This window comes from Flavobacterium enshiense (assembly GCF_022836875.1).
Lineage (GTDB): Bacteria > Bacteroidota > Bacteroidia > Flavobacteriales > Flavobacteriaceae > Flavobacterium > Flavobacterium enshiense_A.
The window spans coordinates 2,300,735-2,326,732 of record NZ_CP090376.1 but is presented as its reverse complement, the minus strand read 5'-3'; the positions used below and the strand labels follow the sequence as shown (position 1 = coordinate 2,326,732).

Below are 25,998 nucleotides of genomic sequence, written 5' to 3'. Positions count from 1 at the left end.
AATTACGCATTACGAATTACGAATGAAACATTACGAAGATAATTTCGCTCACAATAGTTTACCTGCTCCGGATTTACAACCGGAATATAATTTTTTAGAATTACCGCAGTTTCAGCATCCCGACTTGCTGAACTGCGTGGACCGATTATTGGATTCCCATATTAAGAATGGCAACGGAGATGCAGTTTGTATTCAGACATTTGAAGAAAAATGGTCATATCACGACTTGTATGAAAAAGCCAATCAGATTGCACACGTTTTAGTTGAAGATTTAGGTTTAAAATCCGGAAACCGTGTTCTGATCCGTTCTGCCAATAATCCTATGATGGTAGCGTGCTGGTTTGCTATCCTTAAAGCCGGCGGTATCGTTGTGGCAACAATGCCTTTATTGCGCTCTAAAGAATTAACGACAATTATTGATTGCGCTGAAATCTCACATGCTTTTTGCGACAGCTCACTGGCAGAAGAAATGCAGTTGGTTAAATCTCCTTTTTTAAAGGAAGTAAGCTATTACAACAATTCTGATTTGGAAACCCTTATGCAGGGCAAACCAAAAACTTTTGACAATTACCACTCTAAATCAGACAGTATTGCGTTAATTGGTTTTACTTCAGGAACAACCGGTTTGCCAAAAATGACTGCGCATTATCATAAAGACATTTTGAATATCTGCGAAGCATTCCCGGCCTTTTCCCTTCAACCTACTAAGGATGATGTTTTTGCGGGAAGTCCACCACTCGGATTCACCTTCGGTTTAGGAGGATTAGTGCTATTCCCGATGTATTATGGTGCTTCAACATTCTTAATTGAAAAGCCTACTCCCGATTTACTTTTAGAAGCTATACAGAAACACAAAGTTTCCGTTTGTTTTACTGCTCCGACAGCCTGGCGTGTAATAACATCAAAAGTTAAAGATTATGATATTTCCAGTCTCCGCAAGTGTGTGTCGGCAGGAGAAACATTGCCTTTAAAAGTTTGGGAAGACTGGTATAACGAAACCGGACTGAAAATCATTGACGGTATCGGAGCCACTGAAATGCTGCATATTTTCATTTCATCCAATGAAGAAAACATGGTGCCCGGAGCTACAGGAGTTCCAGTAACCGGATATGAAGCAAAAATCGTTGATTTAAAAGGAAACGAACTCCCTAAAAACGAACCTGGTCGCTTAGCTGTTCGCGGAATTACAGGCTGCAAATACCTGAATCGTGAAGAAAAACAACTTGACTATGTTGAAAACGGCTGGAATATTACCGGCGATATTTTTCGCCAGGATGAAAACGGCTATTTCTGGTTTGTGGCACGAGGAGACGATATGATTATTTCTTCCGGTTATAACATTGCTGCTATTGAAGTGGAAAGTGTACTTTTGACACACGAAGAAATCCTGGAATGTGCCGTTGTAGGTTTACCTGATGAAGAACGCGGAATGTTGGTTTGCGCCAATATCGTTCTGAAAGAAAAAGATAAAGCAACAGATCAATTAGCGAAAGATATTCAACAGTGGTTCAAGGAGGTAGCGGCTCCATACAAATATCCGAGAGTAATTAATTTCCTGGATGTATTGCCAAAAACAGAAACCGGTAAAATCCAACGTTTTAAACTAAAATCGTAAATTACAATATCACTTTCGTGACACAATTGTTCAAATATAAATCATGAATCAACCCTTTATAAAACAAGAAAAAATACGCTTCCAGCATATCGATTATGCAGGAATTGTATTCTATCCGAGATTTCTGGAAATGCTTAATGGCATCGTAGAAGACTGGTTCGAAGAAGAACTGGGCCGCCCATTTTCCAAAATGCACGAGACGAATGGTATTCCGACTGTCGATTTAAAAGTACAGTTCAAAAAAGCCGCTCGTTTAGGCGAAACCTTAACCAAAAAACTTTGGGTAAAAAAAATGGGGGATTCTTCCCTCCTATGCGGTTTTAAATTTGAAGATGAAAACGGAAAAACCTGTTTGGAAGGCGAGGTAACTTTGGTTAACGTAAAAATAGCAGAAGACCGTCATACTATTTCTGCCGAGACGTTCTCTGAAGAAATGAAGCAAAAAATATCTAAATTCGTGATCGATTTAGAGCAGTTTAAAACTCATAATTTATAACTTATAACTCATAATTGAGAATGGATTTTTCAAAATTCAAAGCCGCTACCGTTCAGACGTCACCTGTTTTTCTAAACGTTGAAAAAACGGTCGAAAAAGCTATTTCTTTCATTAAAGAAGCAAGCAGCAACGGAGCGCAGTTAATCGCATTTCCAGAAGTATTCATTGCCGGTTATCCATACTGGAACTGGATTATGACCCCGGTTCAGGGCAGCAAATGGTATGAAGAATTGTATAAGAATTCTGCAGCCGTTGATGATGCTGCCATGCAGCCATTATATCAGGCAGCGAAAGATAACAACATACACATCGTAATCGGGATTAACGAGCGAGGTAAAAGTTTTGGTGAGATTTACAACACCAATTTAATCATCGACAACAACGGAAAACTTATCGGAAGACACCGAAAATTGGTACCAACCTGGGCTGAGAAACTAACATGGACATCCGGAGACGGTTCTTCTTTGAAAGTTTATGATACAGAAATTGGTCCGATCGGAACGTTAGCTTGCGGTGAGAATACCAATACGTTAGCACGTTTCACACTTCTGTCGCAAGGTGAATTGATTCACATAGCGAATTACATTTCGTTGCCGGTTGCGCCACCAGACTACAATATGGCTGAAGCAATTAAAATCCGTGCCGCAGCACATTCTTTCGAAGGAAAATTATTCACCATTGTTTCGTGTTCTACTATTTCTCAGGAAATTATGGATGCGTTACGCGATGATGTTCCGAATGTTGATGAATTGCTGACACGCAAAAACTCTGCTTTCTCAGGATTTGTGGGCCCGAACGGAGCAGTTATCGGGGAACCATTAATTGATGAGGAAGGAATCGCTTATGCTGAAATTGATTTGGCGAAGTGTATTCAACCGAAGCAAATGCACGATATTCTCGGACATTACAACCGATTTGATATTTTCGATTTGCGTGTGAATGTTTCACCAACCAGAAAAATTACTTTTATTGACGACCAGGAGGAGTTTTACAAAAGATAAAGCGAACAGCAGGAATGGACAGCAAAAATGACCATCCCGATAGTTATCGGGACATTCGCTTCAAAAAAAATAAAATTATGGAAGATAAATTTTCAGATGACGTAATAGGTCGCGCGCGAGTTCAGGACTCTCCGGAACTAATAGCCTATTATAAAGAATTAGAAGACCTTGGTGCCGGTGCTTTGTGGACTGTTGCCAATGATATCGAACCCTGGGAGCCTCGCTCCTCTTCTGTTCCGATGCTTTGGAAATATGAAGATTTGCGTTCGCTGGTTTTAAAATCATCCGAATTAGTTACTCCGGAACAGGCAGGCCGTCGTGTAGTTTATCTGGTAAACGACAAACGCAAAGACGTGAGTGCCGCTGTGGGTTGGTTGTATACCGGAATTCAGGTAACGCGCCCTGGCGAAAGTACGTCGGCGCACCGCCACAAGGCCTCTGCCCTACGCTTTATCATGGAAGGAAGCAAAGGCTATACTGTAGTGGACGGCAATAAAATAATGCTGGAAGTCAACGATTTCGTGATTACGCCAAATTCAACCTGGCACGAGCACGGTGTAGAAGCTGACGGGGAAACTTGCATTTGGCAGGATGGTTTGGACATTCCGTTGGTGAATGCGTTGGAAGCTAATGATTATGCGGTTTTTGACGGAAAACAACCTTTGGTCTCGCCTATCAACCACTCTCCGATGACCTACGGTGGAACTGGATTGATTCCTGCCGATAAAGAATGGAACAAAGCCTATTCGCCACTATTTAAATATTCATGGAAAAACGTTTATCCGGCTTTACTGGAAGTTGCCAAAGTAAACGAAGGCTCTCCTTTTGACGGGATTATCATGCAGTATTCCAACCCGTTAACGGGTGGACATGTAATGCAGACCATGGGAGCATCAATGCAGTTATTACCGGCAGGTTTCAAAGGAAAAGCCCACAAGCATACGGGTTCTTTCGTGTATCAGTGTGCTAAAGGTCACGGTTATACCATCATTAACGGTAAGCGATTTGACTGGAAAGAAAGAGATATTTTCTGTGTACCATCATGGGCTTGGCACGAACACGTGAATTTATCGGAAACGGAAGATGCTTGTTTATTCTCATTCAATGATTTACCAGTGATTGAATCATTGGGATTGTATCAGGACAGAGAATACACTGAAAACAATGGTCATCAGGAATTAATTTAGAAGAAAGAAAATAGAACATAGATAATAGATTAAAACTTTGTAACTCAGTTACTCAGAAACTTAAAAGAAAATGAAACTACTTACATACAAAACAAAAGAGTCTGAATCAAGATTAGGTTTTATACACAATAACCGCGTGGTGGATATGGAAGATTTTGGAGGAATTCATAACTTCCCGCTTCCTGACGACATGTTGGACTTAATTGACATGGGATTTGAAGTTATCGCGGAAATCAATGAAATGATCGGAAATACAAGAGAAATTGATTTTGAAATGATTTCTTACCCAATGAATGACGTAACGATTTTGGCGCCAATCGAAAAACCTAGAAAAAACATCATCGGAATCGGATTAAACTATACAGAGCACGTAGCGGAAAGTGCACGTACTTTAGATACTTCAAATGAATTACCACAACAACCCGTAATTTTCTCCAAACCACCAACAACAGTTACGGCTACCAATACGGAGATTTTACACAATCCAAAACTAACCCAGCAATTGGATTGGGAAGTTGAATTAGCGGTTGTTATCGGGAAAGAAGGAAAGTATGTTCCGAAAGAAAATGCTATGGATTATGTTTTCGGTTATACCGTGATTAACGATATTTCTGCGAGAGATTGCCGTCGTTCAGGACAGTGGATTGTTTCCAAAGGTCAGGATACTTTCGCTCCAATGGGGCCGATTTTGGTAACCAAAGACGAAATCCAAGATCCGCACAACCTAAATTTATCGTTAAAACTAAACGGAGTTGAAAAACAAAATTCCAATACTAAATTCATGTTATTCAACATCAACGATTTAATTAATGACTTGAGTACTGTTTTCACTTTAGAGCCAGGTGACATCATTGCTACAGGAACGCCTGCCGGAGTTGGTGCCGGGAGAAATCCTCAGGAATGGATGTGGAACGGTGATGTAGTGGAAGCTACTGTGGAAGGCATTGGAACAATCGTTAACACGATCAAAGAAATTTAATTATCAGATTATAGAATACAGAACAAAGAAAAAATAGAGAAATCCGCAAAAATCCGCGTTAGAATATCCGTTTCATCTGCGTTCCAAAATAACAAAAAATGAAAAAATTCAGAATTGGACAAATAGTGCCATCGTCGAATGTAACGATGGAAACAGAAATACCAGCGATTTTCCGTTCGCGTGAAACGATTTTGCCGGAGCGTTTTACTTTCCATTCAAGCAGAATGCGAATGAAAAAAGTAACCAAAGAAGAATTGGAAGCAATGGATGCCATGAGTTTAAAATGTGCTCAGGAATTATCCGATGCACATGTAGATGTAATGGGTTACGCTTGTTTGGTAGCTATTATGAGCATGGGCCGTGGTTATCACTGTGTTTCTGAAGTAAACTTACATCAGGAAACCATCGCTAACGACTTCCCTACTCCGATTGTAACTTCTGCCGGAGCGTTGATAAACGGTTTGAAAGTATTAGGTGCGAAAAAAGTATCTGTTATTACTCCATATATGCGTCCGCTTACCGACTTGGTTGTGGATTATATTGAACACCAAGGTTTTGAAGTAGTGGATTCGATTGCATTGGAAATCCCGGACAATTTAGAAGTTGCTGCTCAGGATCCGATGAATTTATTGGAAATCTACAAACGATTGGATTTAACCGGCGTTGATGTTTTAGTAGCATCGGCTTGTGTGCAAATGCCTTCTTTGGAAGCAATTGACCAAATTCAGAAGGAAGTCGGAATCCCAGTAATTTCTGCTGCGGTTTGTACTACTTATGAAATGATGAAAAAATTAGGTATTGAAGCTAAAGCTCCTATCGGAGGAGAATTATTAAGCGGAAAATATTAGTCCGTTAAATCTCATAATATTATGTCATGCCAACAAAAGGAACTTAATGCTCATAACCTACTTATGAATCCGATTAGCCGGCATGACAGATATAATTTTGATCCATGATTGAAACCGATAAATGAGTGTTAAAAAATAATTAAGCATCATACGTGACAATAAAAAATGAGTTTCCATTGAAACTCATTTTTTATTTCTTAATGTTTTACAAACTTAGATGTATAGATAGAATCAATTGTTTTTATTTTAATCAGATAAACACCTTCTGAAAAACCGCTTACATCAATTACGTCTTCATTTAATCCGTCGAAATCGATTTTTTTCATAGTTACATCATAAATTTCAAGTTCATCTATATCTGCATCACTTATACCATCCGGAAATTGGATATACAGAAAATCCGCAACCGGATTCGGGTAAATAGCAAAGCCAGTACTGTCAAATCCGTTTGTTGAGAGTCTTTCGGTAGTAATACGGATAAGATTAGGAACTGCGAATCCGTTATATTCATTAAAGGAACCTGCAATTATTATTTTACCGTCGTCTGGTTGAACGGCAACACTAGATATCACACCATCTATACCATTTCCCGGGTTAAATGTTTCATCGAGCGAACCATCGCTGTTTAATCTTAAGATTCCGTTAAATTCTGTTCCATAATAATCTATACATTCATTACCTGTCATAATTATTTTTCCATCATCCTGTAAAAAAGCTGGAAAGATACCTAAGACACAATCGTTTGTAATGGGTGTTGGGTGATAATAAGTGACTATGTTTCCATTTGGCGACAATCTGACGAAATTAAACCCTAAGTCTTCATTCGGTTCTGAAAAAACCCTAAATGGCCATCCGATCAAAATATTATCTTTATTATCAAGAGCTAAAAATTGCGGTCTCCATAAATCCCCGTCAGCCCAATCGATATTTAAGGGTTCATTGAAAGTCGTGTCTAATGCACCATCAGAATTTAGCATAAAGACCCTTCTATCAATTCCATTAACAGTAACATGACCAGCTGCTATAATTTTATTATCTGGTTTCATTACCACAATATTTGAAACCGACTGACCTTCTGGTTTTGAATCAATTGATGATTCAAAAAATGGATCTATACCTCCGTTCGAATACAATCTTACAATCCCTTCAGGGAAATCTCCCCCAATCAGGATTTTATCATCAGGCAAAACTGCTATGGTTTCGATTCCTGTATAATCCGCTTCCGCAAAACTTTCATCGAAACTACCATCTTGATTTAAGCGAGCCATCCTTGATACCTTACCGTCTTCTATCTTAGCAAAATTACCGGCAATTAAAATCTTACCGTCAGACTGAATCGCAAGTGTGGAAACTTCATTAAAAACGATTAATCCAATTCCGCCAGAAAAAGTCATATCATAAGACCCATCTGGATATAAGCGACTTATTTTAGTGTATTCAGTTAAATCATCGATTCCTCTGAATTTTTCTAGTAATATTAGTTTACCGTCTGGTTGTATTTTCAGTATCGTTTCAGGACTAACTGTTCCTTGAAAATTAAAACTAAAATCCAAAGAACCTCCCTGAGCAAAACCAATCAATGAGGCAAGAAAACTAATTAAGAATATAATTTTTCTCATAACGTTAATTTTTTAATAGTTAAACAATTAAGTATAAGAATTAAACAATATGGAAAAATTTGAGGTGTATAAAGTTACGATTTAATCTCCTTTTTTTCTTAGAAAATCATTATTTTTAACTTGCTAATTAACTAACAATCAGTAAATTAATATAGTTTAAATGTTATTTCAAAATAAAGCTTGTAAATACATGTTTAGAAAATTTTACAGATAACGAAACATCATCATAATCATTCCTATTCAATTATTCAATTTACAAATCCACTTCAAAAACGGTAGCAGGGACTTTTTCTTCTTCGATCAGATAACCAATGAAATTAAACCAATGAGAGCAATTTCGATGATAAAGGCATCGGACGAAACCGTGATTTTCTGTTGTTCGATGATGGACTGATCTGCATTGTTCTCTAAAATAACGGTCCAATTCAGATTTTCTTTGTCTGCTAATTCCTCAATCATTTTTTTAATCCTTCCGCTGTTTGACACCGGCTTATCAAATATCCAGATAATATTTCCGATTTCGTGCTTTTTATAAAACCTGGCAACACAATCCAGGGCTTGAGAGGTCTGGCTGACCTTTTTATACGTTCCGTGAACACTTGACAAATCGCGATAACAACCATCCATACCCCTGAACAAATAGGCATTGGAAAACAAGCTTTCCAGTAAAATAAGCACATTGAACCCATCCAATACTAAATCTTTCCCTTTCAGATTTTCAATAGTGACAATCTTACTTTTCACAACAGTCAGCTGCTCCTCCGATGCAGCCATACTTTGAATCGCCCGAATCTGTCTTTGGGTCAATTTATACCGTGTTCCTACTGTCTGCAAGGCATTCTTTTCGGAATAATTTCTGGAGAGCAGATAATGTAAATCTCGTAAAGCTTCTTTAAAAATCAGTCGCGCCTGATTTCCAAACAAGACATCGTCTTTTGCATCTTTCCCCCTATTGGATTGTTTTCCCATACATTCAAATGAATTTTATTTATAATTCCAATGCATCAATCATTTATACTAAATTTGTAATGCTTTAACTCCTTTTCAAGTTCGTTCTGATACTTTTGAAGCGCATTTATTTTGAGTTCCAATTTTTTCTGTGCAGAGAGTCCGTTTTTATCCATTCCTCTCAAGCCTTTAGTACGTATCACACCGATAAATTCTTTTCCGGGTTTTTCACCTTCCTCAAGCTGCGTTTCCAAATATTCAGCAAGCTGCAAATTTGAAAGGCTTTTTTGATGATTGGATTTCAAACGCGCTAATTCTCGCTCCAGCAATGCCTGTTTATATTTATTTTTTACGATTTCTACTTCCAATAGTTTAATGATTTTAGAATTTTCAGATTTCTGGTCTATATGCTGAACCTTTTCCTGCTCCTTGTTTTGCAGGTAATTATGCATAGTTATCAGTTTCAGCATTGCTTTCGTAGGCAAATCACGTTGCCCGATTTCAAACATAGCCAATTGACTTTTGGTAACCCTTAACAACATAGCTGTTTCTTCCTGTGTTAACCCTAAAGCATCTCTTAAGTAGTTTTTTGATTTAATCATAGTTTTATGATATGATATCGTGATTATTTTATTTTTAAATTATATTTAATCACTAAACTGTGATTTTATTTTTTATATTTCTTGTTTGACCACAATTTAGTGATTATTTTTTTAAACTTAAAAATTAATCACAAGACACATTACGGTTCGTTTTTTTTTGATGTATTTTATTACATTTATAAATACGTTTCTTAATGACAGTCAAAACCAATATTTTCTAAATCAAAATTTATGGCATTTAACGAAAACACTGCTCAAAGAATCCGGGAATTCTTTCAGCAAAAAAATGTTGACTTTTATGAAAAGAAAATGTTCAGCGGCGTTTGCTTTATGGTTGATGACAAAATGTGTTGCGGAACCCATATCGATAAAAAAACAAATGAAGATTTTTTGCTTTGCAGGATCGGTGAAGATGCCTACGTAAAAGCAATCGAAATGGATAATGTCATTCCAATGGAATTTACCGGAAAACCAATGGCCGGTTTTATATTTGTTACTGAAAGCGGGCATAAAAGCGCAAAAGATTTAGCCTATTGGCTGCAACTTTGTTTAGACTTTAATCCGCTTGCTAAAGCGAGTAAAAAAAGAAAATAATTGTATGTGATTTTATTAAAAAATGTAATTAAATAAAAATCAACATTTTATCAATATTTTTCTTAATTTTATAGGAACGAAAGTAAGCAAGTTTTCTCTTTCGGTAGCCCCTTTTAATGTATACATGTCATTGGAAAACAAACCTTCCAATTGACAATCAACAGATTGAATAAATATTCGGACTTTGACTATCAAATACAGTGGCCATCGCCTTCTTGCTTATGAAAAAGTTCTCCTTAACATTGGCTATAAGCCTAATTTCCTTTAGCCTTGTGGCTCAACAGGAAAATCAAAGTACTTTTATAATTACGGGACAGATTATGACTGATACGGGTTACAATTTTAACCAGATCAATCCCGATTACTATGATGTCTTGCGTCCAACACAACTGCCGTCCCATAAAAATGAATTTGGTACTGATGGAAATGTTTTTTTTGGCGTTCGACAGTCCATGCTGGGACTTAACACTTCAACACCTACACCTTATGGCGAGTTAACGACGCGTTTTTCATTTGACTTGTTTGGAGTCGGTGTCGATGCAGGACAAACTACATTTCACTTGCTTTATGCGTATGCCGAATTAGGAATGTTGGGTTTTGGTCATAATTGGGGTTTGTTCTGCGATTTTGACGGGTTTCCGAATTCCATTGAATACTGGGGCCCTTCAGGTATGTCACTGTGTAAAAATGTCCAGTTGCGTTTTATTCCTCTTAATGGCAGAAACAGACTGGCAATCGCACTTGAACGCCCGGGTGCAAGTGCCGACCAAGGTGTCTATCGCGACAGGATTGAACTCAGTGATGTTAAACCGAAATTTGATATGCCTGACCTGACAGCCGAATTTCGGGTTACGCGAGACTGGGGTTATGCTGAATTAGCTGGTGCCGTCCGTAAAATTGAATGGGTAGACCAAGGTGAGCTTCCTGATGATTATAGCGGTAAAGTCTATGGATGGGGCTTTAACCTGAGTTCCAATCTTAAATTAAGTAAAAAGAGCTTATTCATTGGGCAGACAGTGGTAGGAAAAGGCATTCAGAACTTCATGAACGATGCCCCTACAGATATCGGCATCGAAAATGATCCTGGGAATGCAAAAGCTCCCATCAAAGGTGTAGCATTACCGCTTTATGGCTACACAGCCTATCTTAATCATCAATGGAATGAAAAGTTTAGCAGCATAATTGGTTATTCCGCAATAAAAATTGACAATTCTAATGCGCAAAGTCCGGATGCCTTCCGTCACGGACGTTATGCCAGTACCAATCTTTTATACAAACCCTTCTCTAATTTTACTTCCGGAATTGAACTTCAGTGGATTAACCGCGAAAATTATAAGGACGGCTGGACAACATCTGCCACAAAAATCCAGATTAGCTTCAGGTATTTTTTCAGCCAACAAATCAAAAAATAGAAATTCAATTTAATGAACATCTTGTTTAATATCATAACTATAAAAGATACATATAAGCAAAATGACAACGGATAGAAAAGTAATTTTATATATCGCAACAAGTTTAGACGGCTACATCGCAAAACCGAATGACGACTTAAGTTTTTTATCAATAGTTGAAAAAGAGGGAGAAGATTATGGATACGCAGATTTTATAAAGTCGGTCGATACTGTAATACTCGGAAGAAAAACATACGATTGGATTATGGCACATGTGCCGGAGTTCGTCCATGCCGACAAAAACACATTTGTAATAACAAGAACAGAAAGATCAAGTATCGGTAAAACAAATTTTTACAATGACTCACTTAAAGCTCTGATTACAAAATTAAAAAACGAACCCGGCAAAAACATTTTTATTGATGGCGGTGCCGAAATTGTAAACGAGCTTCTAAAAGAAAATCTAATTGACGAGTTTATTATTTCCATCATTCCGATCTTAGTTGGCAATGGCACAAGACTTTTCAAAGACGGACGACCTGAACAAATCCTCGAACTTGTTTCCGTTAAGCATTTTGATAAAGGATTGACTCAGCTCCATTACAAATGCAAAGCTGAATTAAAAGTGTAACTCAAAATTTATTTTAAGAATAATCCGACGTAATTAATTGAAAATAATTAAATTTATAAACTTGCTAGAACAGCGCCTACTTAAAAAGTCAAAACAAACAGGAATTTTTTAATCAATCAATATTATGGCAACAAACAGCGTTTCATTACACAGAGTTATCAAAGCCTCTCCTGAAAAAGTCTATCGTGCATTTACCGAAGCTAATGCACTTGCATCCTGGATACCTCCCTATGGCTTCCTTTGTACTGTACACGAAATGACCGTAGCGGTTGGAGGAACCTATAGAATGTCATTTCACAATTTTTCAACCGGTAATAGTCATTCCTTCGGAGGAAAATATATCGATATCAAACCTAATGAATTTCTGAAATATACCGATCAGTTTGATGACCCTAACCTTCCCGGCGAAATGATTACGACGGTTTGGATAAACAAAGTTTCTTGTGGAACCGAAATAAAAATCACACAGGAAGGAATTCCTTCAGTTATACCGGCTGAAATGTGTTATTTAGGGTGGCAGGAATCCCTGGAAAAGCTAATTAAGTTGGTTGAGCCCGAAATTCCGGACGCATAAATTTTTAACAAACTGTCAAATATAAAATAAGGGGAAAGCTTAACTTTCCCCTTATTTTATTATAAAACAAAACTACAGTGCGATGAATTTTCTTATTTTTACAAATTATTCAGAGGTAGAAGTTTTATGATGGGATCATTTTGAATCAGCAAAATTCACATCAAACCATTCTAATACCAAACAACTAACAAACATCAAAATATGAAACCGATCTTAACCCTATTTTTATCATTAATTACAATCATAACAGCATCTGCCCAAGACATAACCGGGCAATGGAATGGTGTTTTGAAAGTCCAGGGCACTCAGTTAAGACTGGTTTTCCATATTACCAAATCTGGCAACGGTTTTACTTCCACAATGGACAGTCCGGACCAAGGTGCTACCGGAATCCCAACAACAAGTACTTCTTTTGAAAATTCTAAACTTAAAATAGAAGTTACCAATGCGCGAATTGAATACTCAGGCGAATTTAAAGAGGGTGAAATAATCGGAACATTCAAACAATCGGGTTATGAGTTTCCAATGAACTTGTCAAGAAAACCAATTGAAAAGGAAACCATTAAAAGACCTCAAGAACCCGTAACACCCTATCCTTATTATACTGAAGACATTACCTTTAGCAATCCAAAGGCAAATATCTCACTGGCAGGAACATTATCACTACCCAAAAAAGAAGGTAATTTTCCGGTCGTAATTTTAATTACAGGCAGCGGACCTCAAAACAGAAATGAAGAACTTTTAGGACATAAACCCTTTTTAGTTATCTCGGATTATCTAACCAAAAACGGCATTGCTGTTTTAAGGTATGACGACAGAGGTATCGGACAATCAAAAGGCGATTTTAAAACAGCTACTTCAGCAGATTTTGCTACGGATGTGGAAAGCGCAATTGCCTATTTAAAGACAAGAAAGGAAATCAACAAAAAGAAAATCGGTTTAATGGGCCATAGTGAAGGAGGCCTCATTGCTCCAATGATCGCTTCAAAATCAAAAGACGTTGATTTTATTGTGTTACTGGCAGGAACCGGGATTCAGGGAGATAAATTGTTATTGCTTCAACAGGAATTAATTGGAAAAGCTGCCGGCGCTTCTGAAACCGACATCCAAAAAACATATCAAAACAACAAGAAGATATTTGAGATGGTAATTAAATCGACAGATGACGAAAAACTAAAATCCGACGTAAAGCAAATTATCAAAGAAATGCTTAAAAACGATCCGACTGCCGAAATTCCAAGCGGAATGAGTGAAGATGAATTCATTTCCGTTCAGGTTGAACAGATTACAAGTCCGTGGATGTTATATTTCTTAAGATTTGATCCGTCAACAACTTTAGAGATAGTGAAATGCCCTGTTTTAGCCGTTAATGGAGAAAAGGATTTACAGGTTCCAGCAAAAGTAAATTTATCAGCAATTGAGAACTCCTTAAAAAAAGGCGGCAACAAAAAAGTAACTGTAAAGGAATTTCCAAACCTGAACCATTTATTTCAGGAATGTAAAACAGGATCACCGAGCGAATACGCCGAAATCGAACAGACCTTCTCCCCTGTCGCTTTAGAGGAAATCACGAAATGGATACTAAATCAAACTAAGTAAAAATTTATGTTGACACAGTTTTCCTATGACTTGGAATTAAAAACAAAACTCGAACTTTTCGTAAATTTGAGATAAACGGTCAATAGGAAGAAAAAACAATGACCCATAAAAATTCAATTATTATGGACAAGGAAAAAGATAAAGCCACCTCCGAAATAAAGACCGGAAATTCTAAACAAATACCCTTTATCATCCAAAAAAATATGCGTTTTACATCTATCCTATTTTTTCTGCTTTCCTTTTTCGTTTCTTTTGGTCAAAACTCAAAAACTGAAGTTTTCAAAAAAGACAGTTTGATTATTGTCAATCAAAACCCCAAAAAAGGATTTCAAAATGAATACATTTTATTTATTCCAAAAGGAACTCCGCGAAACAAAAAAATATTTTTGCTTGTAGAACCCAACAATACAGGCAAAGTATCGGACAGTATTGAAATTCATAAAAAACATGCTATTGATTTGGCATCTGTAAGCTCAGTAGGCAACAACGTTTCGACTGAACTTAAAATCCCATTACTTGTTCCCATTTTCCCTAGACCTTCGTCACAACCTTTGGTTTATACCCATGCTTTAGACAGGGACGTCATAATGGATAAGTCATCCGAACTAAAAAGACTTGATTTGCAGTTATTGGAAATGATAAAAGATGCCAAACGTATTTTGAATGAAGCAAATATTGAAGTGGACACCAAAGTTTTCATGAATGGATTTTCAGCTTCTGCAACATTCACAAATCGTTTTTCCTATATCCATCCCGAAATTATTAAAGCCATGGCCATCGGTGGATTTAACGGAAACTTAATGCTTCCTGAAAAGAAACTAAATACTGTAAAACTTAATTATCCGATTGGTCTAAATGATTTCACACAACTATTTGGTAAAAGCTTTGATTCTGATCAATTTAAAGCCATACCACAATTCGTATACATGGGAAAACTGGACGATAATGATGCTGTTCAGTATGATGACGCCTATAGCGATAAAGAGAGTAAACTAATCAACGATAACTTGGGAAGAAATACACAGGATCGTTACATAAAGTGTCAGGAAATTTACAGGAATTACAACGTTAATGTAATTTTTAAAACGTATGAAAATGTTGGGCATTGGACTACTTCAGAGGTAAATCTTGAGGTAATAAAATTTTTCCTTAAACAAATGCAGACGAAATAGAATAACTTCAGCTAATGATGAGTTTAGGTGGTTCCATGGTGTATTAATCGGAGGAGCCACATTAGCATTCTATTTTAAAAACGAAAACTTTTCTTTCATTTTTTTATATATTTGCCAACATAATCGACAAATCAGCCGCCAGACTCGGCAAAACAATCCATTTTGGACTGATTTATCAACCTTCAATATTGAATTTAAACAATAAACCCGAATTCATATATGAACAACAAATCAGTTTGGAAATAAATTGGAGAATTAAACTTGGTAATCTGCGAAAAAACAAATAATTGCTACCAACAAACATTTTGCACAAATAAGATTTCAGAACAAAATTTGAACTTTTCGTCTATTTAGAATTTAGCAGTAATCTTTTATAAACTAAAACTATATATGAAACTACATTTAACATTAACAATTTCATTATTTCTTTCTATAAATAATTTTGCACAAAGTAAAATCGAAAAACTTAAAGAAAATACTTTAAAAGAGGGCCTTTTATTATATCAATCAGAAAAAGCATCATGGCATGGAACTGATCTTTTTCTCGAGCAGTATAAAAATGAATCTAATGTTGGAGGTTATGTTTCTTACACAGACGGAGATAGTCCTAAATGTGTATTTGTTTCAAAAAATGATAAAACAATTGTAATTGGAACAATATCTTTTGACAAATCCTTTGATTTAAGTAAAGCTAAAATTGATTTATCTGAGCGAAAAGTGAATTCATTAGAACAAGATTATTTGAATTTGAGGACAAAAACTATTGAAGCGCTTCAAACTGATACAATCTTTAAATATTATGAAAATACAAGCTATAATATTGTCCCACTGATCACAGGAAAAGAAAAGAAAGCATATGTTTTAACTGCTTCAAAAGAAAATGGTAAAGTAATAATAGGCAATGATTATTTAATCAATTTTAATAAAAACGGTGATTTAAAAAAAACAAGTAGACTTCATAAGGGGATGCTTGCTTTTGATTATGGAAAAAAAGACATGTTAGGAATAATGCACAATCATCTACCAGGATATAACGAAATATTTACTCCAACCGACATCTGTACAATGATGCTATACCAAACACAAGCTGGATGGGAAAAAAATCACGTCGTTTCAAAAAAATATGTTTCAATTTGGGATTGTAAAAAAAATGATTTAGTTGTGCTTACAATGGAAGCATGGGAAAAAATATCAAGAAAAGAATAAAGTAAGACTGCTGCTAACAGTGGTTTTGTGAAAGTGGGGGTTTAAGGCAAAATTTAAAGGCACTTTTATATATTTGACTTCAGTCCTAATGGAATAGTTTGGGAACAAAAATCCCCAATTTCTTGAAGCCGGCGGGACGTTATAGGCAAACTAAAAACTGTAAGAAACAATCACCAATTTCTAAAAGAAATTATTCCTCCATCCGATTATCAACTATTAAAACCAATTGGTCCATGAAAAAAATAATATTTCTAACTTTTTTAGTTTTGTTATTTGCTTCTTGCAATAAAGATGAAAATACAACTCCAATTTCTGAACCCCTAACTTTTGAACCCAATTTATTGCTCAAAGGCTGGTCCTACGACACCATACTATGGAATGAAACACTTTATCTCTATGACCATAACCCAGATTGTAATAGAGATTATTTTGGATTTAGAAACAATGAAGGTCAAGTATATCAGTTTGAAGACACCTATTTTACAAATGATTATTGCACTAATAATACAACTGTTTTAAGATGGGAACCTGTTGGCAATCATATCAATTTTTATTTCGGAACACACAAGGTAGGTAAATTTGAAATAATTTCCTTGACCGACAATCTTTTTACTTTGGCCATTGATAGAGATATCGACAACGATGGTAAAAAAGAACATTTAATAATTACTGCAATACCTTATGACCCTTATAATTCTTTTGGGATTAAAGCTGAAAAGTTTCAAAAGCTGAAAATATTTCCAGTAAAATTGCATTTTAATGATATCAAAATTTAGTGTTACCACTGTTGTACGAAACACAAAAAAACAAACCAAATTTTTTGAATAAAAAATGATTAAGACAAAATTATTAGAAGCCGAAAACATTGCAATTCAATTATTTAAAACAGTTGAAGAAAAAAAATTAATTTTAGCAGGGAAATCAGAGGAAGAACTTAATAAGGAAATTTTCAATTTAGCATTTGAGATGTTTGGTATTGAAAATCATTGGCACAAAAAGATTGTGAGAAGTGGAGAAAATACTTTATTTCCATACACTGAAAACCCACCAAATAAAATATTAAAGGATGATGATATTTTATTTTTTGATTTTGGACCAATTATAGAAAATTGGGAAGCGGATTTAGGAAGAACTTATGTTATTGGAAATAATTCAGAAAAACTGAAATTAAAAAATGATGTTGAAAAGGCTTGGTATGAAACAAAGAATTGGTTTGACAACCAGAAAACTCTTAAAGCAAGTGAATTATTTGATTTTGTAAAACAAAAAGCAAATGAATTTGGTTGGGAGTTTGGAGGCGAAATTGCAGGACATTTAATTGGGGAATATCCACATGAAAGATTAGAGCCTGGAAATTATCAATTATATGTTCATCCTGAAAATCACAATGATATGTTTTCACTTGACGCAAACGGTAATGAAAGACATTGGATCTTAGAAATACATTTTGTTGATCGAAAAAATAAAATTGGTGGATTTTTCGAACAATTATTAGTATAAATGAAACAACGAACCGCTAACAACGGTTTAGAGTAAGTAGGGTTTCGGTGCATAACTGAAACCTTTTTTTGTGTAATGACATAGCTAAACGAACAAAATCCCCACACACGCTCAATTACTATCCCAAACAAAATTTTTTGTAACCTTTCCCCTTTTGGTTTACTCTAATAATTATAGAAACAATGTAAAACCAAAAGAAATGGAAACTAATAATGTAAAACAGTCTTTAACACCGGTGTTGAACCTGTTAAAATTTACATTTGGTATTGTACCTATGGTTGCAGGAGCCGATAAATTCACTAATTTGCTTACACATTGGGAAGATTATCTTAATCCGACTATGGCGGGCATGCTGCCTTTTTCCGGCCATACGTTTATGATGATTGTAGGTATTGTTGAAATCATTGCCGGAATCATCGTACTGAAAAAAACAGAAATCGGTGGTTATATTGTGTCGGCGTGGCTCGTCCTAATTGCCCTGTCACTACTGATGGGAATGCAGTATATAGATGTTGCGGTACGCGATCTTGTAATGGCGGTTTCCGCTTTTGCGATGGCAAGAATAGCTAAAATAGTAGGTTAAATTATGATCCAGTTTGAAAAACTCAGCGAAGCAGAAATTATCCAACGTATTGCCGGCGGAGAGAAAGCGCTTTACGAAATTATTGTACGCCGGTTTAACCCCTACCTCTACAAGATAGGCCGATCGTACAATTACAATCACGACGATACACAGGATTTAATGCAGGAGACCTTTATAGATGTCTATAAAAGCCTACTGCAGTTTGAAGGCCGCTCGGATTTTAAAACCTGGATAATCCGCATTATGCTGAATAACTGTTATCGAAGAAAGGAAAAAACCAGTTTTAAAAATGAAATTGCACAGGATGTTAACGCAAACGCAAAGCCTATGTTTACCAGCTCGAATAACGATACCGATAAAATGATTCAGAACCGCGAACTGGGGCATATTATTGAGGACGCACTCGCCAAAATTCCGTTGGACTACCGGATGGTATTCTCGCTTCGAGAAATAAACGGACTGAATGTATCCGAAACAGCCGATCTTTTGAAAATTAGTGAAACCAATGTAAAAGTTCGACTAAACCGATCAAAAGCCATGTTACGGGAAGAGATAGAAAAAAAATACTCAGCCAGTGAGTTGTTTGAATTTAAATTGACATACTGCAATGCCATGGTGGAAAACGTGATGAAGAAAATCCATGAACTCTGATGGCGAATAAATCATGAGCCATCCTTTTTACTATAAAATAAATAATCCCTGACTAGCTTAGGGATTATTTATTTAAGTGACTCCTCTTTTCTACTCTCTAAACAATTGCGACAACCAAAGGAATCTGTGCCTGCAATCAACTTCAAAATAAATCCAATAAAAACGAATTTTAAATAATTATCTGATCCTCCATATTGCTGCCTCTTTACTTCAAGGGAAAACTATCCACCTATTCTTTCTTCTTTAAAGTTTTCCATTCAAATTTTCGGTAAATTTGTTAGGCACTCCCCAGAACAATTGAAGATATCATAATTCAATTCCAATTCATCCGTAATATGAAAACAGCCAAAGCATATTACATAGAGGCATTCCTTCTGATGGTATGCATATTTCTCATGGCTTCCTGCTCAGCGACAGGACGTTCGTCAGAAATCATTTTAGTTGGCAGCACACCAGGAGATGAGTTAATAAAATCCTTGCTCACGATTCCCTCCAATACCAAAGTGGACTTTATCAGATGGAATCTAAAGTTAAACGAAGGAAGTGCTAATCAGAATACTTTTATCCTGAATATCAATTTTGGTGAAGGACAGCCCAATACATCGGGGTTTAAAAAAGGAGGGGAAAAACGTATTTTTGAAGGAACTTTTTCCGTTTCCAAAAACGGGAATGTAAAAATGGGAAGCACAGTTTACCATCTGAAAAACAGTAGTTGGCCAAGCAAAATCACCATCGTAAAAATCAGTGAGAACATATACCACCTGCTAACGCCCCAAAACCAGTTGATGATTGGAAACGGAGGCTGGAGCTATTCTTTAAACCGAAAAAACGCAATTGATTCTGGTAAAATTTTAATAGCTTCAGCATTAACAGAAGACAAGTCTTTACAGTTAACTTTCGACGGAAGAACTCCTTGCCGCGATATATCAACTGATCATCCCGAAATGAATGCGAGTAAATCCTGTTTTAAGCTGAAATGGAGATTAATTCTTAATTGGGATCCTGCAAATCATCTTCCTACAACTTATACCATTCGTAAAATTGTGGATAATGAGCCTCGTGATGTTTCCGGAAAGTGGACAATCATCAAAGGAATTGCTTCCAATCCTGATGCAGTAATCTATCAAATCGATCCCGACAAACCTGCAGAATCAATGTCTTTCCTTGTTGGTGACAATAATGTTTTATTTTTCCTGAGCAAAAAGAACGAACCTTATATCGGGAACGAAGATTTCAGTTTTACACTGAATAAAAAAATTTCCAAGTAGAAAAAGTAATCAAGAACACTGAATTTTTGTGAGTTTGTAACGAATACTCTTTTTTGTATATTTAACCTGGTCCGAACAAAAAATGTCCTATTTGCACAAAACAGCCGAATCTAAACCAAAACATATGAAGCTCATGCACAGAAAAACGTATTACCTGTTTATCATATTGGTTGTTGTGGGGTTATTAATTTCAGGAATCAATCCGCATGATTACTTCACATGGTTTTTAGAAGTTTTTCCCGCAATCATTGCCATTATAATCATAGCGTTTACCGACAGATCTTTTCCTCTCAGCAATTTGTTACTGACCTTAATTGCACTTCATTGTTACATCTTATTTATTGGCGGACATTATACCTATGCCCAGGTTCCCTTGTTTGACTTAATTAAAGACGCCTTTCATCATTCAAGAAATAATTATGATAAGATAGGCCATTTCATTCAGGGTTTTGTTCCCGCGATTATAGCAAGGGAACTTTTAATCCGAAAGCAAGTGGTAAGGCAAATGAGTTGGTTATCTTTCATTTGTATCTCAATTTGCTTGGCCATCAGTTCGTTTTATGAGTTAATAGAAGCCTTTGTTGCGATTATGACAGGCGAATCCGCAGAGGCATTTCTAGGGACCCAAGGTTATGTTTGGGATACCCAGACCGATATGTTGTTAGCATTAGTAGGTTCAATTGCAGCATTGACATTTTTACCAAGATTACACAATGCTTCAATTGAAAAGCTGAAGTCTTAAACCCCAACAAACAATCCCTGATTTGAGTTAGGGATTTTTATTTTAATCACTCCCCTCTTTTACATCTCCAAATAATGATGATTGGGGTGAAATGTATTTTTTCATTATTACGAAAAGTCATCGTTAACCATTATTTGTGAACAATTAAATTTGGGATATTTCTTATATTTTTTAATTTTACCACTCTTAAAGACATAGCACCCAACTTTAGTTTAAAATACAGATTAATATATTTTAGAGTTGGCATTCAGTTTGACGGGAAATAAAACCTAAAGATAAATAATTGCACCGGACCAATTAAATTTGAGTCTTTTAAAGTAAAATGAAGAAAATAATTTTTGCAATAATAATTTTGAATTTTTTGATGTCCTTCGGACAATCAAAAAAAAATCAGAATTTAGATTTCTTGATGAAATCAGCAAACGAGATTGGAATATTTAATGGGAATATAATTGTTTCTGAAAACGAGAAAATTATTTATCAAAATGAACTCGGATTTTCAGATTATACAAAAAGTAAAAAATTAAATCGAGAATCTACAATGCCAATTGGCTCGATAACTAAAGAATTCAACAGCACAGGAATTTTACTTTTAGTAGAAAAAGGAAAACTAAATTTAGATGATAAAGTTTCCAATTATTTGACATATTTACCAAGTTGGGCAACTAAAATTCAAATGAAACATTTGCTTCAATATACAAGTGGTTTACCAAGAATATTTAAAAATACAGATTCCGAATATTTATCGGAATTGAATAATGTTGAAAAATTGGAATTTGAACCTGGAACCGGATATATTTATAGCAACGCAAATGTTTTTCTTCAACAAGAAATAATTAAAAAAATAACAAATCTGTCTTATGAAGATTTTTTGAAAAACGAGCTATTCAAAAAACTAAAAATTAGCGGCGGTATAATTCCCAAAGATTCCATATTAACTGCAAATATGGCTGGTTCATTTGACAACGATTTTAAAGAAACAACTTTCATTCACGGAGGTGGGGAAATGTATTATTCAATAACTGATTTGTATAATTGGGTTGATAATTTACAAAACAAAAAAATAGTAAATAAAAACTCACTAAACATTCTTGCAAAAAGTTTTGACAAAAATTCTGAATCAAGCCTGGGAAACACAATTATTGAAAACAATGAAATTGTAGAACATTCCCATCAAGGTTCAGGCAATAATTATGAATCAAACGTTTATTATAATTCAAAAAACAAAACAATTATTGTATTAATAACCAACAATCAAAATTTCAAACTTAGTGCAATTACAGAATCAATATTAAATATTTTAGCCGACAGACCTTTTACAATTCCAAAAAAATCAATTTATCTTGATATTAGGGGAAAATTATTAGACGACTTTCAAAATGGAATTTTATTCTACGAGCAAATTAAATCAAGTCAAAAAGAAAAATACGATTTTTCAAATGAATTTGCAGATTTAATAAATACTGGAAAATATCTAATGCGAAGAAATCGATTTGAAGACGCAGTCAAAATTTTTGAATTAAGCACAACAATTGATTTAAAAAATTCAATTGGAATTTCAAGTTCATATTCATTTATTGGAGAATGCTATGACAAAATGAAAAAAACAGACTTGGCAATTATAAACCTAAAAAGAGCATTAGAATTTGACGCAAAAAACAAAAACGCTGAAGAAATGTTGAAACGAATCGAAAATAAATAAAAACCGAAAGGCCAGCAGCGGTTTTATGAAATTGGTGTTGAGTGTATAATGAGGGATCTGGAACCAAAAGTCCTTCCTCTTATCAACTTTTTTCTTTCTAACCTTTCGGTATAATTATAAACATCAGTATACAAATTCTCAACTTCATAAAGCCAGCGGGACGTTATACGTAAATTTAGGAAGACACGCCTCAAAGGACAGGACTGACGCCCAAAGTGACAACTGAAATTAACAAATGGATCCAAACGACCATTTTTAAAAACAGGCCGACACCGAAAAGCCATACGAGTAGGAAAATCATAAAAAAGAAAAATAATGAAACTAACAAAGTACATAAGAGATGCAGGTTATGACCTTATTGAAGGGCCCGTAAGAAATCACAAACCACTTCAGCTTTGGCTTAAAACAACATTTGATGAAGCTGAGTTGTATTATGGAGAAATCAATCATGCTTTTAACAGTTCGGTTCAACTGACTATTACAGAAGACCTCGCTTTAAGTATTGACATAACAAAAAGTGATGAGTATGGATTTAATATTGGGGTTTCTTTATTGGAAGAAATATTAAATTCCCTTGGTTTAGGCAATTTTGAGTTGTCAGCAAAAGTAAAGTCAGGAAAGAAGGTAACTATTAGTTATGATAACTCCGTAACAAAAATAATTCCTCTTGGAGAAATTACAAACTATTTATCAACTGCTGACTTTAGGCATCCTAATCCAGTACTTTTGAAAAACGCAAACCGAAACAACATTCTTGTAATTACAGGAGTTGTTTTTGCACAAAATTTAGTCGTCGAAATCGAAACCGACTTTAATATTGATGCCAACTTAGTAGCAACATTAAATCAAGCAGCAGGCGGTAAACTAGAGTTTGCAGCAAACTCTCAGCAAAAATTAAAAATGGTTTCAAGCGGTACCAATTTCTTTCCGATTGCAATAAAAGCGAATAGGATTGATTTTGACAAGGGTGTATTTAAAGGATTAACATTAGTGACCGATAATAGAAACTTCTTCTAAAATCTCCACATAAAAGCCATTCCGTACAAACGAAGTTTTAGGATAAAACCAAAATTATCCTTCTTCATCATGAAAACAAAAAATCCACAACCCTCGTTGTGGATTTATATTTTGTACAATTTATATCAAAATGCTCATTTTTGTTGTAAAATATTTGGGAATTTTTCTTATAATTTATACTTTCGGACTCAAGATAAATTATAATAACTCTGAAATGTATTACATTTTGTTGTTCGCAGTAATATCGAGACAAGAAGCCAAAAAAATCAAATCATGATCAAAAAAATGAAAGCTAAATTTCTGATTTTCCAATTTATTATTATTTCAAATTTCGTTTTGGGACAAGTGCCCAAAAAAACAATAGCACTTGAAGACAAGGAGTTTAACAGCTATTTTCAGAATAATAAAAATATTCCTGTTGTAAAAGGGAAGATCCTAAACTTAACATCAGAAGAAATCAATCAAGTTAATATAGAATGTTCCATTGTAACTCCATTGGGGAACCTGCATGAAAAAAAGAATTATAAACTTAATGCTGATGGAACCTTTGAGATTAAACTTGATCATGCTTTACCATATCAGCAAATTTGGTTAAGCGTTGGGGAATTATTTTACACGGGATTATATGCAAATAAAGACCTTTATATTGAATTGGATGCACAAATTCTAAAATCTCAAAAGGAAGCAATGTTCAATGGACCAGGAGTGAAATTTCTTGGTAAAGATGGTGCGTTCAATGCTTATATGAACAATCATATTTTATATATAAGAGAAAAATATTTTGAATTAAGTAAGGGAATATCGGAGTTAAGCTCAAAAAAACTGGAAGTCCCTATTTACGTTAAAAAATACGATAGTATATATACAGCCATAAACAAACTTGACGATGAATTTATAAAGCAAAATCCTTCCAATTTTTCATGGATGATTAAAAATGAAAGCCAATCAGAATATTACGGCGGCCTGTGTGTTTATTTTTGGTCGAAACAAATGCCAGCCGAACTTTTTGAGAAAATGAAAAATCACAAGGCATATTTGACTTCAAACAATGGTATGCTTTTTTACAATTACTTTCTTACTTATCTGGAAACATCTGGTAATAAAAAGAAGCCTGCCGGTATAGCTAGAGCGACAACTGAAAAAATAAAAATGCTGGATAGTTTATTTGCTCCTTCAAAATCAGATTTTTTAAAAATCAAATTCATGAGTAAAGATCCAATCGAGCAAAAAGAGATATTGGAAACAGTGCTGCCTAGTATAAAAACTGATTGGTGTAAAACCTTGATTCAGGATAGCTATAGCACAACATTGGAAAAATTGGCATCTTTAAATAAAACTCTAAAAGAATCCAAGCCAATCGTTTCAGATAGTAAACTTGATCAACCAATTGGAGAATTGCCCTTTGGTGCTAAATTGTATAAAGTTGACTCGTTAAATGCAAAGACTTTATTAACAAATCTTAAAAATTCATTTCAGGGCAAAGCCTTGTATATTGATATGTGGGCAACATGGTGTGCTCCTTGTATCGGGCAGTTTCCATATAGCAAAAGACTGCATGAAGAAACAAAAAGTTTGCCAGTTGAATTTGTGTATTTGTGCACCTCTGAAGGTTCTGACATTGAAAAATGGCAAACTAAAATTGTAGAATTTCAATTGAGTGGGACACATATTTTTGTAGCAAAAGAAATTGAGAATGAATTAATGGAGATGTTCTCTGCAAGCGGTTTCCCTACTTATATTTTAATAAATAAAGAGGGCGAATGCAAACCTGGAATAGGAAGGCCGTCAAGTTTGGACAAGGACAAACTTGCAGAATGGATAAATTAGCAGAGAAATGTACTGCTGGCAATAAGATATTTCCAAAAACAGGGTTGACGTAACACCAAGGGATAACAACGGTTTCACACAATAAGGGTTTTAGTTTAGCACTAAAACCCTTTTTGCATATTTGGCTTGGTACAAGTAGGAAATATAAAATAAGTGAAAATGCAGGAGCCTATTCTGTTACTTCTACCATAGTGAATTAGGCAGATTTTTTTAATAGATTTAAAATAGATTGTGGGCACGAGCAAG

25 protein-coding genes are annotated in these 25,998 nt (G+C 35.2%); 22 read left to right on the top strand and 3 right to left on the bottom strand.

All coding sequences use genetic code 11. The features are described 5' to 3' along the window. Window positions 1-22 precede the first annotated feature (22 nt). The 6 genes from LZF87_RS10430 (at window position 23) to LZF87_RS10405 (ending at window position 6,126) form a co-directional block, all read left to right on the top strand. Window positions 23-1,615 (top strand): AMP-binding protein, encoded by a 1,593-nt coding sequence (locus LZF87_RS10430; RefSeq protein WP_244338926.1) that lies wholly within the window; start codon window positions 23-25, stop codon window positions 1,613-1,615. Between the two features lie 43 nt (window positions 1,616-1,658). Next, window positions 1,659-2,111, top strand: a complete 453-nt coding sequence (locus tag LZF87_RS10425) for an acyl-CoA thioesterase (RefSeq protein WP_244338925.1) — start codon at window positions 1,659-1,661, stop codon at window positions 2,109-2,111. Window positions 2,112-2,131: 20 nt separating this feature from the next. Then, window positions 2,132-3,112: a carbon-nitrogen hydrolase family protein gene (locus tag LZF87_RS10420; protein WP_244338924.1), complete on the top strand. Its 981-nt coding sequence runs from the start codon at window positions 2,132-2,134 to the stop codon at window positions 3,110-3,112. 77 nt (window positions 3,113-3,189) lie between these two features. After that, window positions 3,190-4,299, top strand: coding sequence for a cupin domain-containing protein (locus LZF87_RS10415; RefSeq protein WP_244338923.1), 1,110 nt, complete (start codon window positions 3,190-3,192; stop codon window positions 4,297-4,299). A 70-nt stretch (window positions 4,300-4,369) separates the two neighbouring features. Next, window positions 4,370-5,278 carry a fumarylacetoacetate hydrolase family protein gene (locus tag LZF87_RS10410; RefSeq protein ID WP_244338922.1) on the top strand — a complete coding sequence of 303 codons (909 nt, stop codon included), beginning with the start codon at window positions 4,370-4,372 and terminating at the stop codon, window positions 5,276-5,278. Window positions 5,279-5,376: 98 nt separating this feature from the next. Further along, on the top strand, window positions 5,377-6,126 hold the full coding sequence (locus tag LZF87_RS10405) for a maleate cis-trans isomerase family protein (protein WP_272494273.1): 750 nt from the start codon (window positions 5,377-5,379) through the stop codon (window positions 6,124-6,126). Window positions 6,127-6,323: 197 nt separating this feature from the next. Here LZF87_RS10405 and LZF87_RS10400 read toward each other — a convergent pair whose 3' ends face one another. The 3 genes from LZF87_RS10400 to LZF87_RS10390 form a co-directional block, all read right to left on the bottom strand. Further along, on the bottom strand, window positions 6,324-7,745 hold the full coding sequence (locus LZF87_RS10400; RefSeq protein ID WP_244338921.1) for a T9SS type A sorting domain-containing protein: 1,422 nt from the start codon (window positions 7,743-7,745) through the stop codon (window positions 6,324-6,326). Window positions 7,746-8,045: 300 nt separating this feature from the next. After that, the gene (locus LZF87_RS10395) at window positions 8,046-8,714 is read right to left on the bottom strand and encodes a DUF434 domain-containing protein (protein WP_244338920.1); all 669 of its coding nucleotides are present in this window, start codon (window positions 8,712-8,714) and stop codon (window positions 8,046-8,048) included. Window positions 8,715-8,749: 35 nt separating this feature from the next. Beyond that, entirely contained in the window at window positions 8,750-9,295 is a 546-nt protein-coding gene (locus tag LZF87_RS10390) for a helix-turn-helix domain-containing protein (RefSeq protein WP_244338919.1), read from the bottom strand. 231 nt (window positions 9,296-9,526) lie between these two features. Here LZF87_RS10390 and LZF87_RS10385 point away from each other — a divergent pair, with 231 nt between their 5' ends. From LZF87_RS10385 to LZF87_RS10310, 16 genes are all read left to right on the top strand, one after another. Next, the gene (locus tag LZF87_RS10385; protein WP_244338918.1) at window positions 9,527-9,889 is read left to right on the top strand and encodes a TfoX/Sxy family protein; all 363 of its coding nucleotides are present in this window, start codon (window positions 9,527-9,529) and stop codon (window positions 9,887-9,889) included. Window positions 9,890-10,110: 221 nt separating this feature from the next. Then, window positions 10,111-11,301: a DcaP family trimeric outer membrane transporter gene (locus LZF87_RS10380; RefSeq protein ID WP_244338917.1), complete on the top strand. Its 1,191-nt coding sequence runs from the start codon at window positions 10,111-10,113 to the stop codon at window positions 11,299-11,301. Between the two features lie 61 nt (window positions 11,302-11,362). Then, window positions 11,363-11,911: a dihydrofolate reductase family protein gene (locus tag LZF87_RS10375; protein WP_244338916.1), complete on the top strand. Its 549-nt coding sequence runs from the start codon at window positions 11,363-11,365 to the stop codon at window positions 11,909-11,911. 124 nt (window positions 11,912-12,035) lie between these two features. Next, window positions 12,036-12,485 carry an SRPBCC family protein gene (locus tag LZF87_RS10370; RefSeq protein WP_244338915.1) on the top strand — a complete coding sequence of 150 codons (450 nt, stop codon included), beginning with the start codon at window positions 12,036-12,038 and terminating at the stop codon, window positions 12,483-12,485. Window positions 12,486-12,686: 201 nt separating this feature from the next. Further along, a complete protein-coding gene (locus LZF87_RS10365) occupies window positions 12,687-14,084 on the top strand; it encodes an alpha/beta hydrolase family protein (RefSeq protein WP_244338914.1) in 1,398 nt (465 codons plus the stop codon). 122 nt (window positions 14,085-14,206) lie between these two features. Further along, window positions 14,207-15,256 (top strand): hypothetical protein, encoded by a 1,050-nt coding sequence (locus LZF87_RS10360; RefSeq protein ID WP_244338913.1) that lies wholly within the window; start codon window positions 14,207-14,209, stop codon window positions 15,254-15,256. A gap of 390 nt (window positions 15,257-15,646) precedes the next feature. Then, window positions 15,647-16,462 (top strand): hypothetical protein, encoded by an 816-nt coding sequence (locus LZF87_RS10355; protein WP_244338912.1) that lies wholly within the window; start codon window positions 15,647-15,649, stop codon window positions 16,460-16,462. A gap of 233 nt (window positions 16,463-16,695) precedes the next feature. Further along, window positions 16,696-17,238 carry a hypothetical protein gene (locus LZF87_RS10350; protein ID WP_244338911.1) on the top strand — a complete coding sequence of 181 codons (543 nt, stop codon included), beginning with the start codon at window positions 16,696-16,698 and terminating at the stop codon, window positions 17,236-17,238. Between the two features lie 55 nt (window positions 17,239-17,293). Beyond that, window positions 17,294-17,962: a M24 family metallopeptidase gene (locus LZF87_RS10345; protein ID WP_244338910.1), complete on the top strand. Its 669-nt coding sequence runs from the start codon at window positions 17,294-17,296 to the stop codon at window positions 17,960-17,962. Between the two features lie 199 nt (window positions 17,963-18,161). Then, a complete protein-coding gene (locus LZF87_RS10340) occupies window positions 18,162-18,545 on the top strand; it encodes a hypothetical protein (protein ID WP_244338909.1) in 384 nt (127 codons plus the stop codon). A 3-nt stretch (window positions 18,546-18,548) separates the two neighbouring features. Next, a complete protein-coding gene (locus LZF87_RS10335; protein ID WP_244338908.1) occupies window positions 18,549-19,196 on the top strand; it encodes a sigma-70 family RNA polymerase sigma factor in 648 nt (215 codons plus the stop codon). 335 nt (window positions 19,197-19,531) lie between these two features. Next, a complete protein-coding gene (locus LZF87_RS10330; RefSeq protein WP_244338907.1) occupies window positions 19,532-20,464 on the top strand; it encodes a hypothetical protein in 933 nt (310 codons plus the stop codon). Between the two features lie 124 nt (window positions 20,465-20,588). Continuing rightward, complete coding sequence (locus LZF87_RS10325; protein WP_244338906.1) at window positions 20,589-21,206, top strand: DUF2238 domain-containing protein; 618 nt, start codon at window positions 20,589-20,591, stop codon at window positions 21,204-21,206. 322 nt (window positions 21,207-21,528) lie between these two features. Beyond that, window positions 21,529-22,908 carry a serine hydrolase domain-containing protein gene (locus tag LZF87_RS10320; protein ID WP_244338905.1) on the top strand — a complete coding sequence of 460 codons (1,380 nt, stop codon included), beginning with the start codon at window positions 21,529-21,531 and terminating at the stop codon, window positions 22,906-22,908. Window positions 22,909-23,223: 315 nt separating this feature from the next. Continuing rightward, complete coding sequence (locus tag LZF87_RS10315; protein WP_244338904.1) at window positions 23,224-23,925, top strand: hypothetical protein; 702 nt, start codon at window positions 23,224-23,226, stop codon at window positions 23,923-23,925. 285 nt (window positions 23,926-24,210) lie between these two features. Further along, a complete protein-coding gene (locus LZF87_RS10310; RefSeq protein ID WP_244338903.1) occupies window positions 24,211-25,752 on the top strand; it encodes a TlpA family protein disulfide reductase in 1,542 nt (513 codons plus the stop codon). Window positions 25,753-25,998: the final 246 nt, after the last annotated feature.

Bases quoted from the DNA above. Each gene is read 5' to 3' on its own strand.
- LZF87_RS10430 (WP_244338926.1), top strand. From the start codon at position 23: ATGAAACATTACGAAGATAATTTCGCTCACAATAGTTTACCTGCTCCG.
- LZF87_RS10425 (WP_244338925.1), top strand. From the start codon at position 1,659: ATGAATCAACCCTTTATAAAACAAGAAAAAATACGCTTCCAGCATATC.
- LZF87_RS10420 (WP_244338924.1), top strand. From the start codon at position 2,132: ATGGATTTTTCAAAATTCAAAGCCGCTACCGTTCAGACGTCACCTGTT.
- LZF87_RS10415 (WP_244338923.1), top strand. From the start codon at position 3,190: ATGGAAGATAAATTTTCAGATGACGTAATAGGTCGCGCGCGAGTTCAG.
- LZF87_RS10410 (WP_244338922.1), top strand. From the start codon at position 4,370: ATGAAACTACTTACATACAAAACAAAAGAGTCTGAATCAAGATTAGGT.
- LZF87_RS10405 (WP_272494273.1), top strand. From the start codon at position 5,377: ATGAAAAAATTCAGAATTGGACAAATAGTGCCATCGTCGAATGTAACG.
- LZF87_RS10400 (WP_244338921.1), bottom strand. From the start codon at position 7,745: ATGAGAAAAATTATATTCTTAATTAGTTTTCTTGCCTCATTGATTGGT.
- LZF87_RS10395 (WP_244338920.1), bottom strand. From the start codon at position 8,714: ATGGGAAAACAATCCAATAGGGGGAAAGATGCAAAAGACGATGTCTTG.
- LZF87_RS10390 (WP_244338919.1), bottom strand. From the start codon at position 9,295: ATGATTAAATCAAAAAACTACTTAAGAGATGCTTTAGGGTTAACACAG.
- LZF87_RS10385 (WP_244338918.1), top strand. From the start codon at position 9,527: ATGGCATTTAACGAAAACACTGCTCAAAGAATCCGGGAATTCTTTCAG.
- LZF87_RS10380 (WP_244338917.1), top strand. From the start codon at position 10,111: ATGAAAAAGTTCTCCTTAACATTGGCTATAAGCCTAATTTCCTTTAGC.
- LZF87_RS10375 (WP_244338916.1), top strand. From the start codon at position 11,363: ATGACAACGGATAGAAAAGTAATTTTATATATCGCAACAAGTTTAGAC.
- LZF87_RS10370 (WP_244338915.1), top strand. From the start codon at position 12,036: ATGGCAACAAACAGCGTTTCATTACACAGAGTTATCAAAGCCTCTCCT.
- LZF87_RS10365 (WP_244338914.1), top strand. From the start codon at position 12,687: ATGAAACCGATCTTAACCCTATTTTTATCATTAATTACAATCATAACA.
- LZF87_RS10360 (WP_244338913.1), top strand. From the start codon at position 14,207: ATGGACAAGGAAAAAGATAAAGCCACCTCCGAAATAAAGACCGGAAAT.
- LZF87_RS10355 (WP_244338912.1), top strand. From the start codon at position 15,647: ATGAAACTACATTTAACATTAACAATTTCATTATTTCTTTCTATAAAT.
- LZF87_RS10350 (WP_244338911.1), top strand. From the start codon at position 16,696: ATGAAAAAAATAATATTTCTAACTTTTTTAGTTTTGTTATTTGCTTCT.
- LZF87_RS10345 (WP_244338910.1), top strand. From the start codon at position 17,294: ATGATTAAGACAAAATTATTAGAAGCCGAAAACATTGCAATTCAATTA.
- LZF87_RS10340 (WP_244338909.1), top strand. From the start codon at position 18,162: ATGGAAACTAATAATGTAAAACAGTCTTTAACACCGGTGTTGAACCTG.
- LZF87_RS10335 (WP_244338908.1), top strand. From the start codon at position 18,549: ATGATCCAGTTTGAAAAACTCAGCGAAGCAGAAATTATCCAACGTATT.
- LZF87_RS10330 (WP_244338907.1), top strand. From the start codon at position 19,532: ATGAAAACAGCCAAAGCATATTACATAGAGGCATTCCTTCTGATGGTA.
- LZF87_RS10325 (WP_244338906.1), top strand. From the start codon at position 20,589: ATGAAGCTCATGCACAGAAAAACGTATTACCTGTTTATCATATTGGTT.
- LZF87_RS10320 (WP_244338905.1), top strand. From the start codon at position 21,529: ATGAAGAAAATAATTTTTGCAATAATAATTTTGAATTTTTTGATGTCC.
- LZF87_RS10315 (WP_244338904.1), top strand. From the start codon at position 23,224: ATGAAACTAACAAAGTACATAAGAGATGCAGGTTATGACCTTATTGAA.
- LZF87_RS10310 (WP_244338903.1), top strand. From the start codon at position 24,211: ATGAAAGCTAAATTTCTGATTTTCCAATTTATTATTATTTCAAATTTC.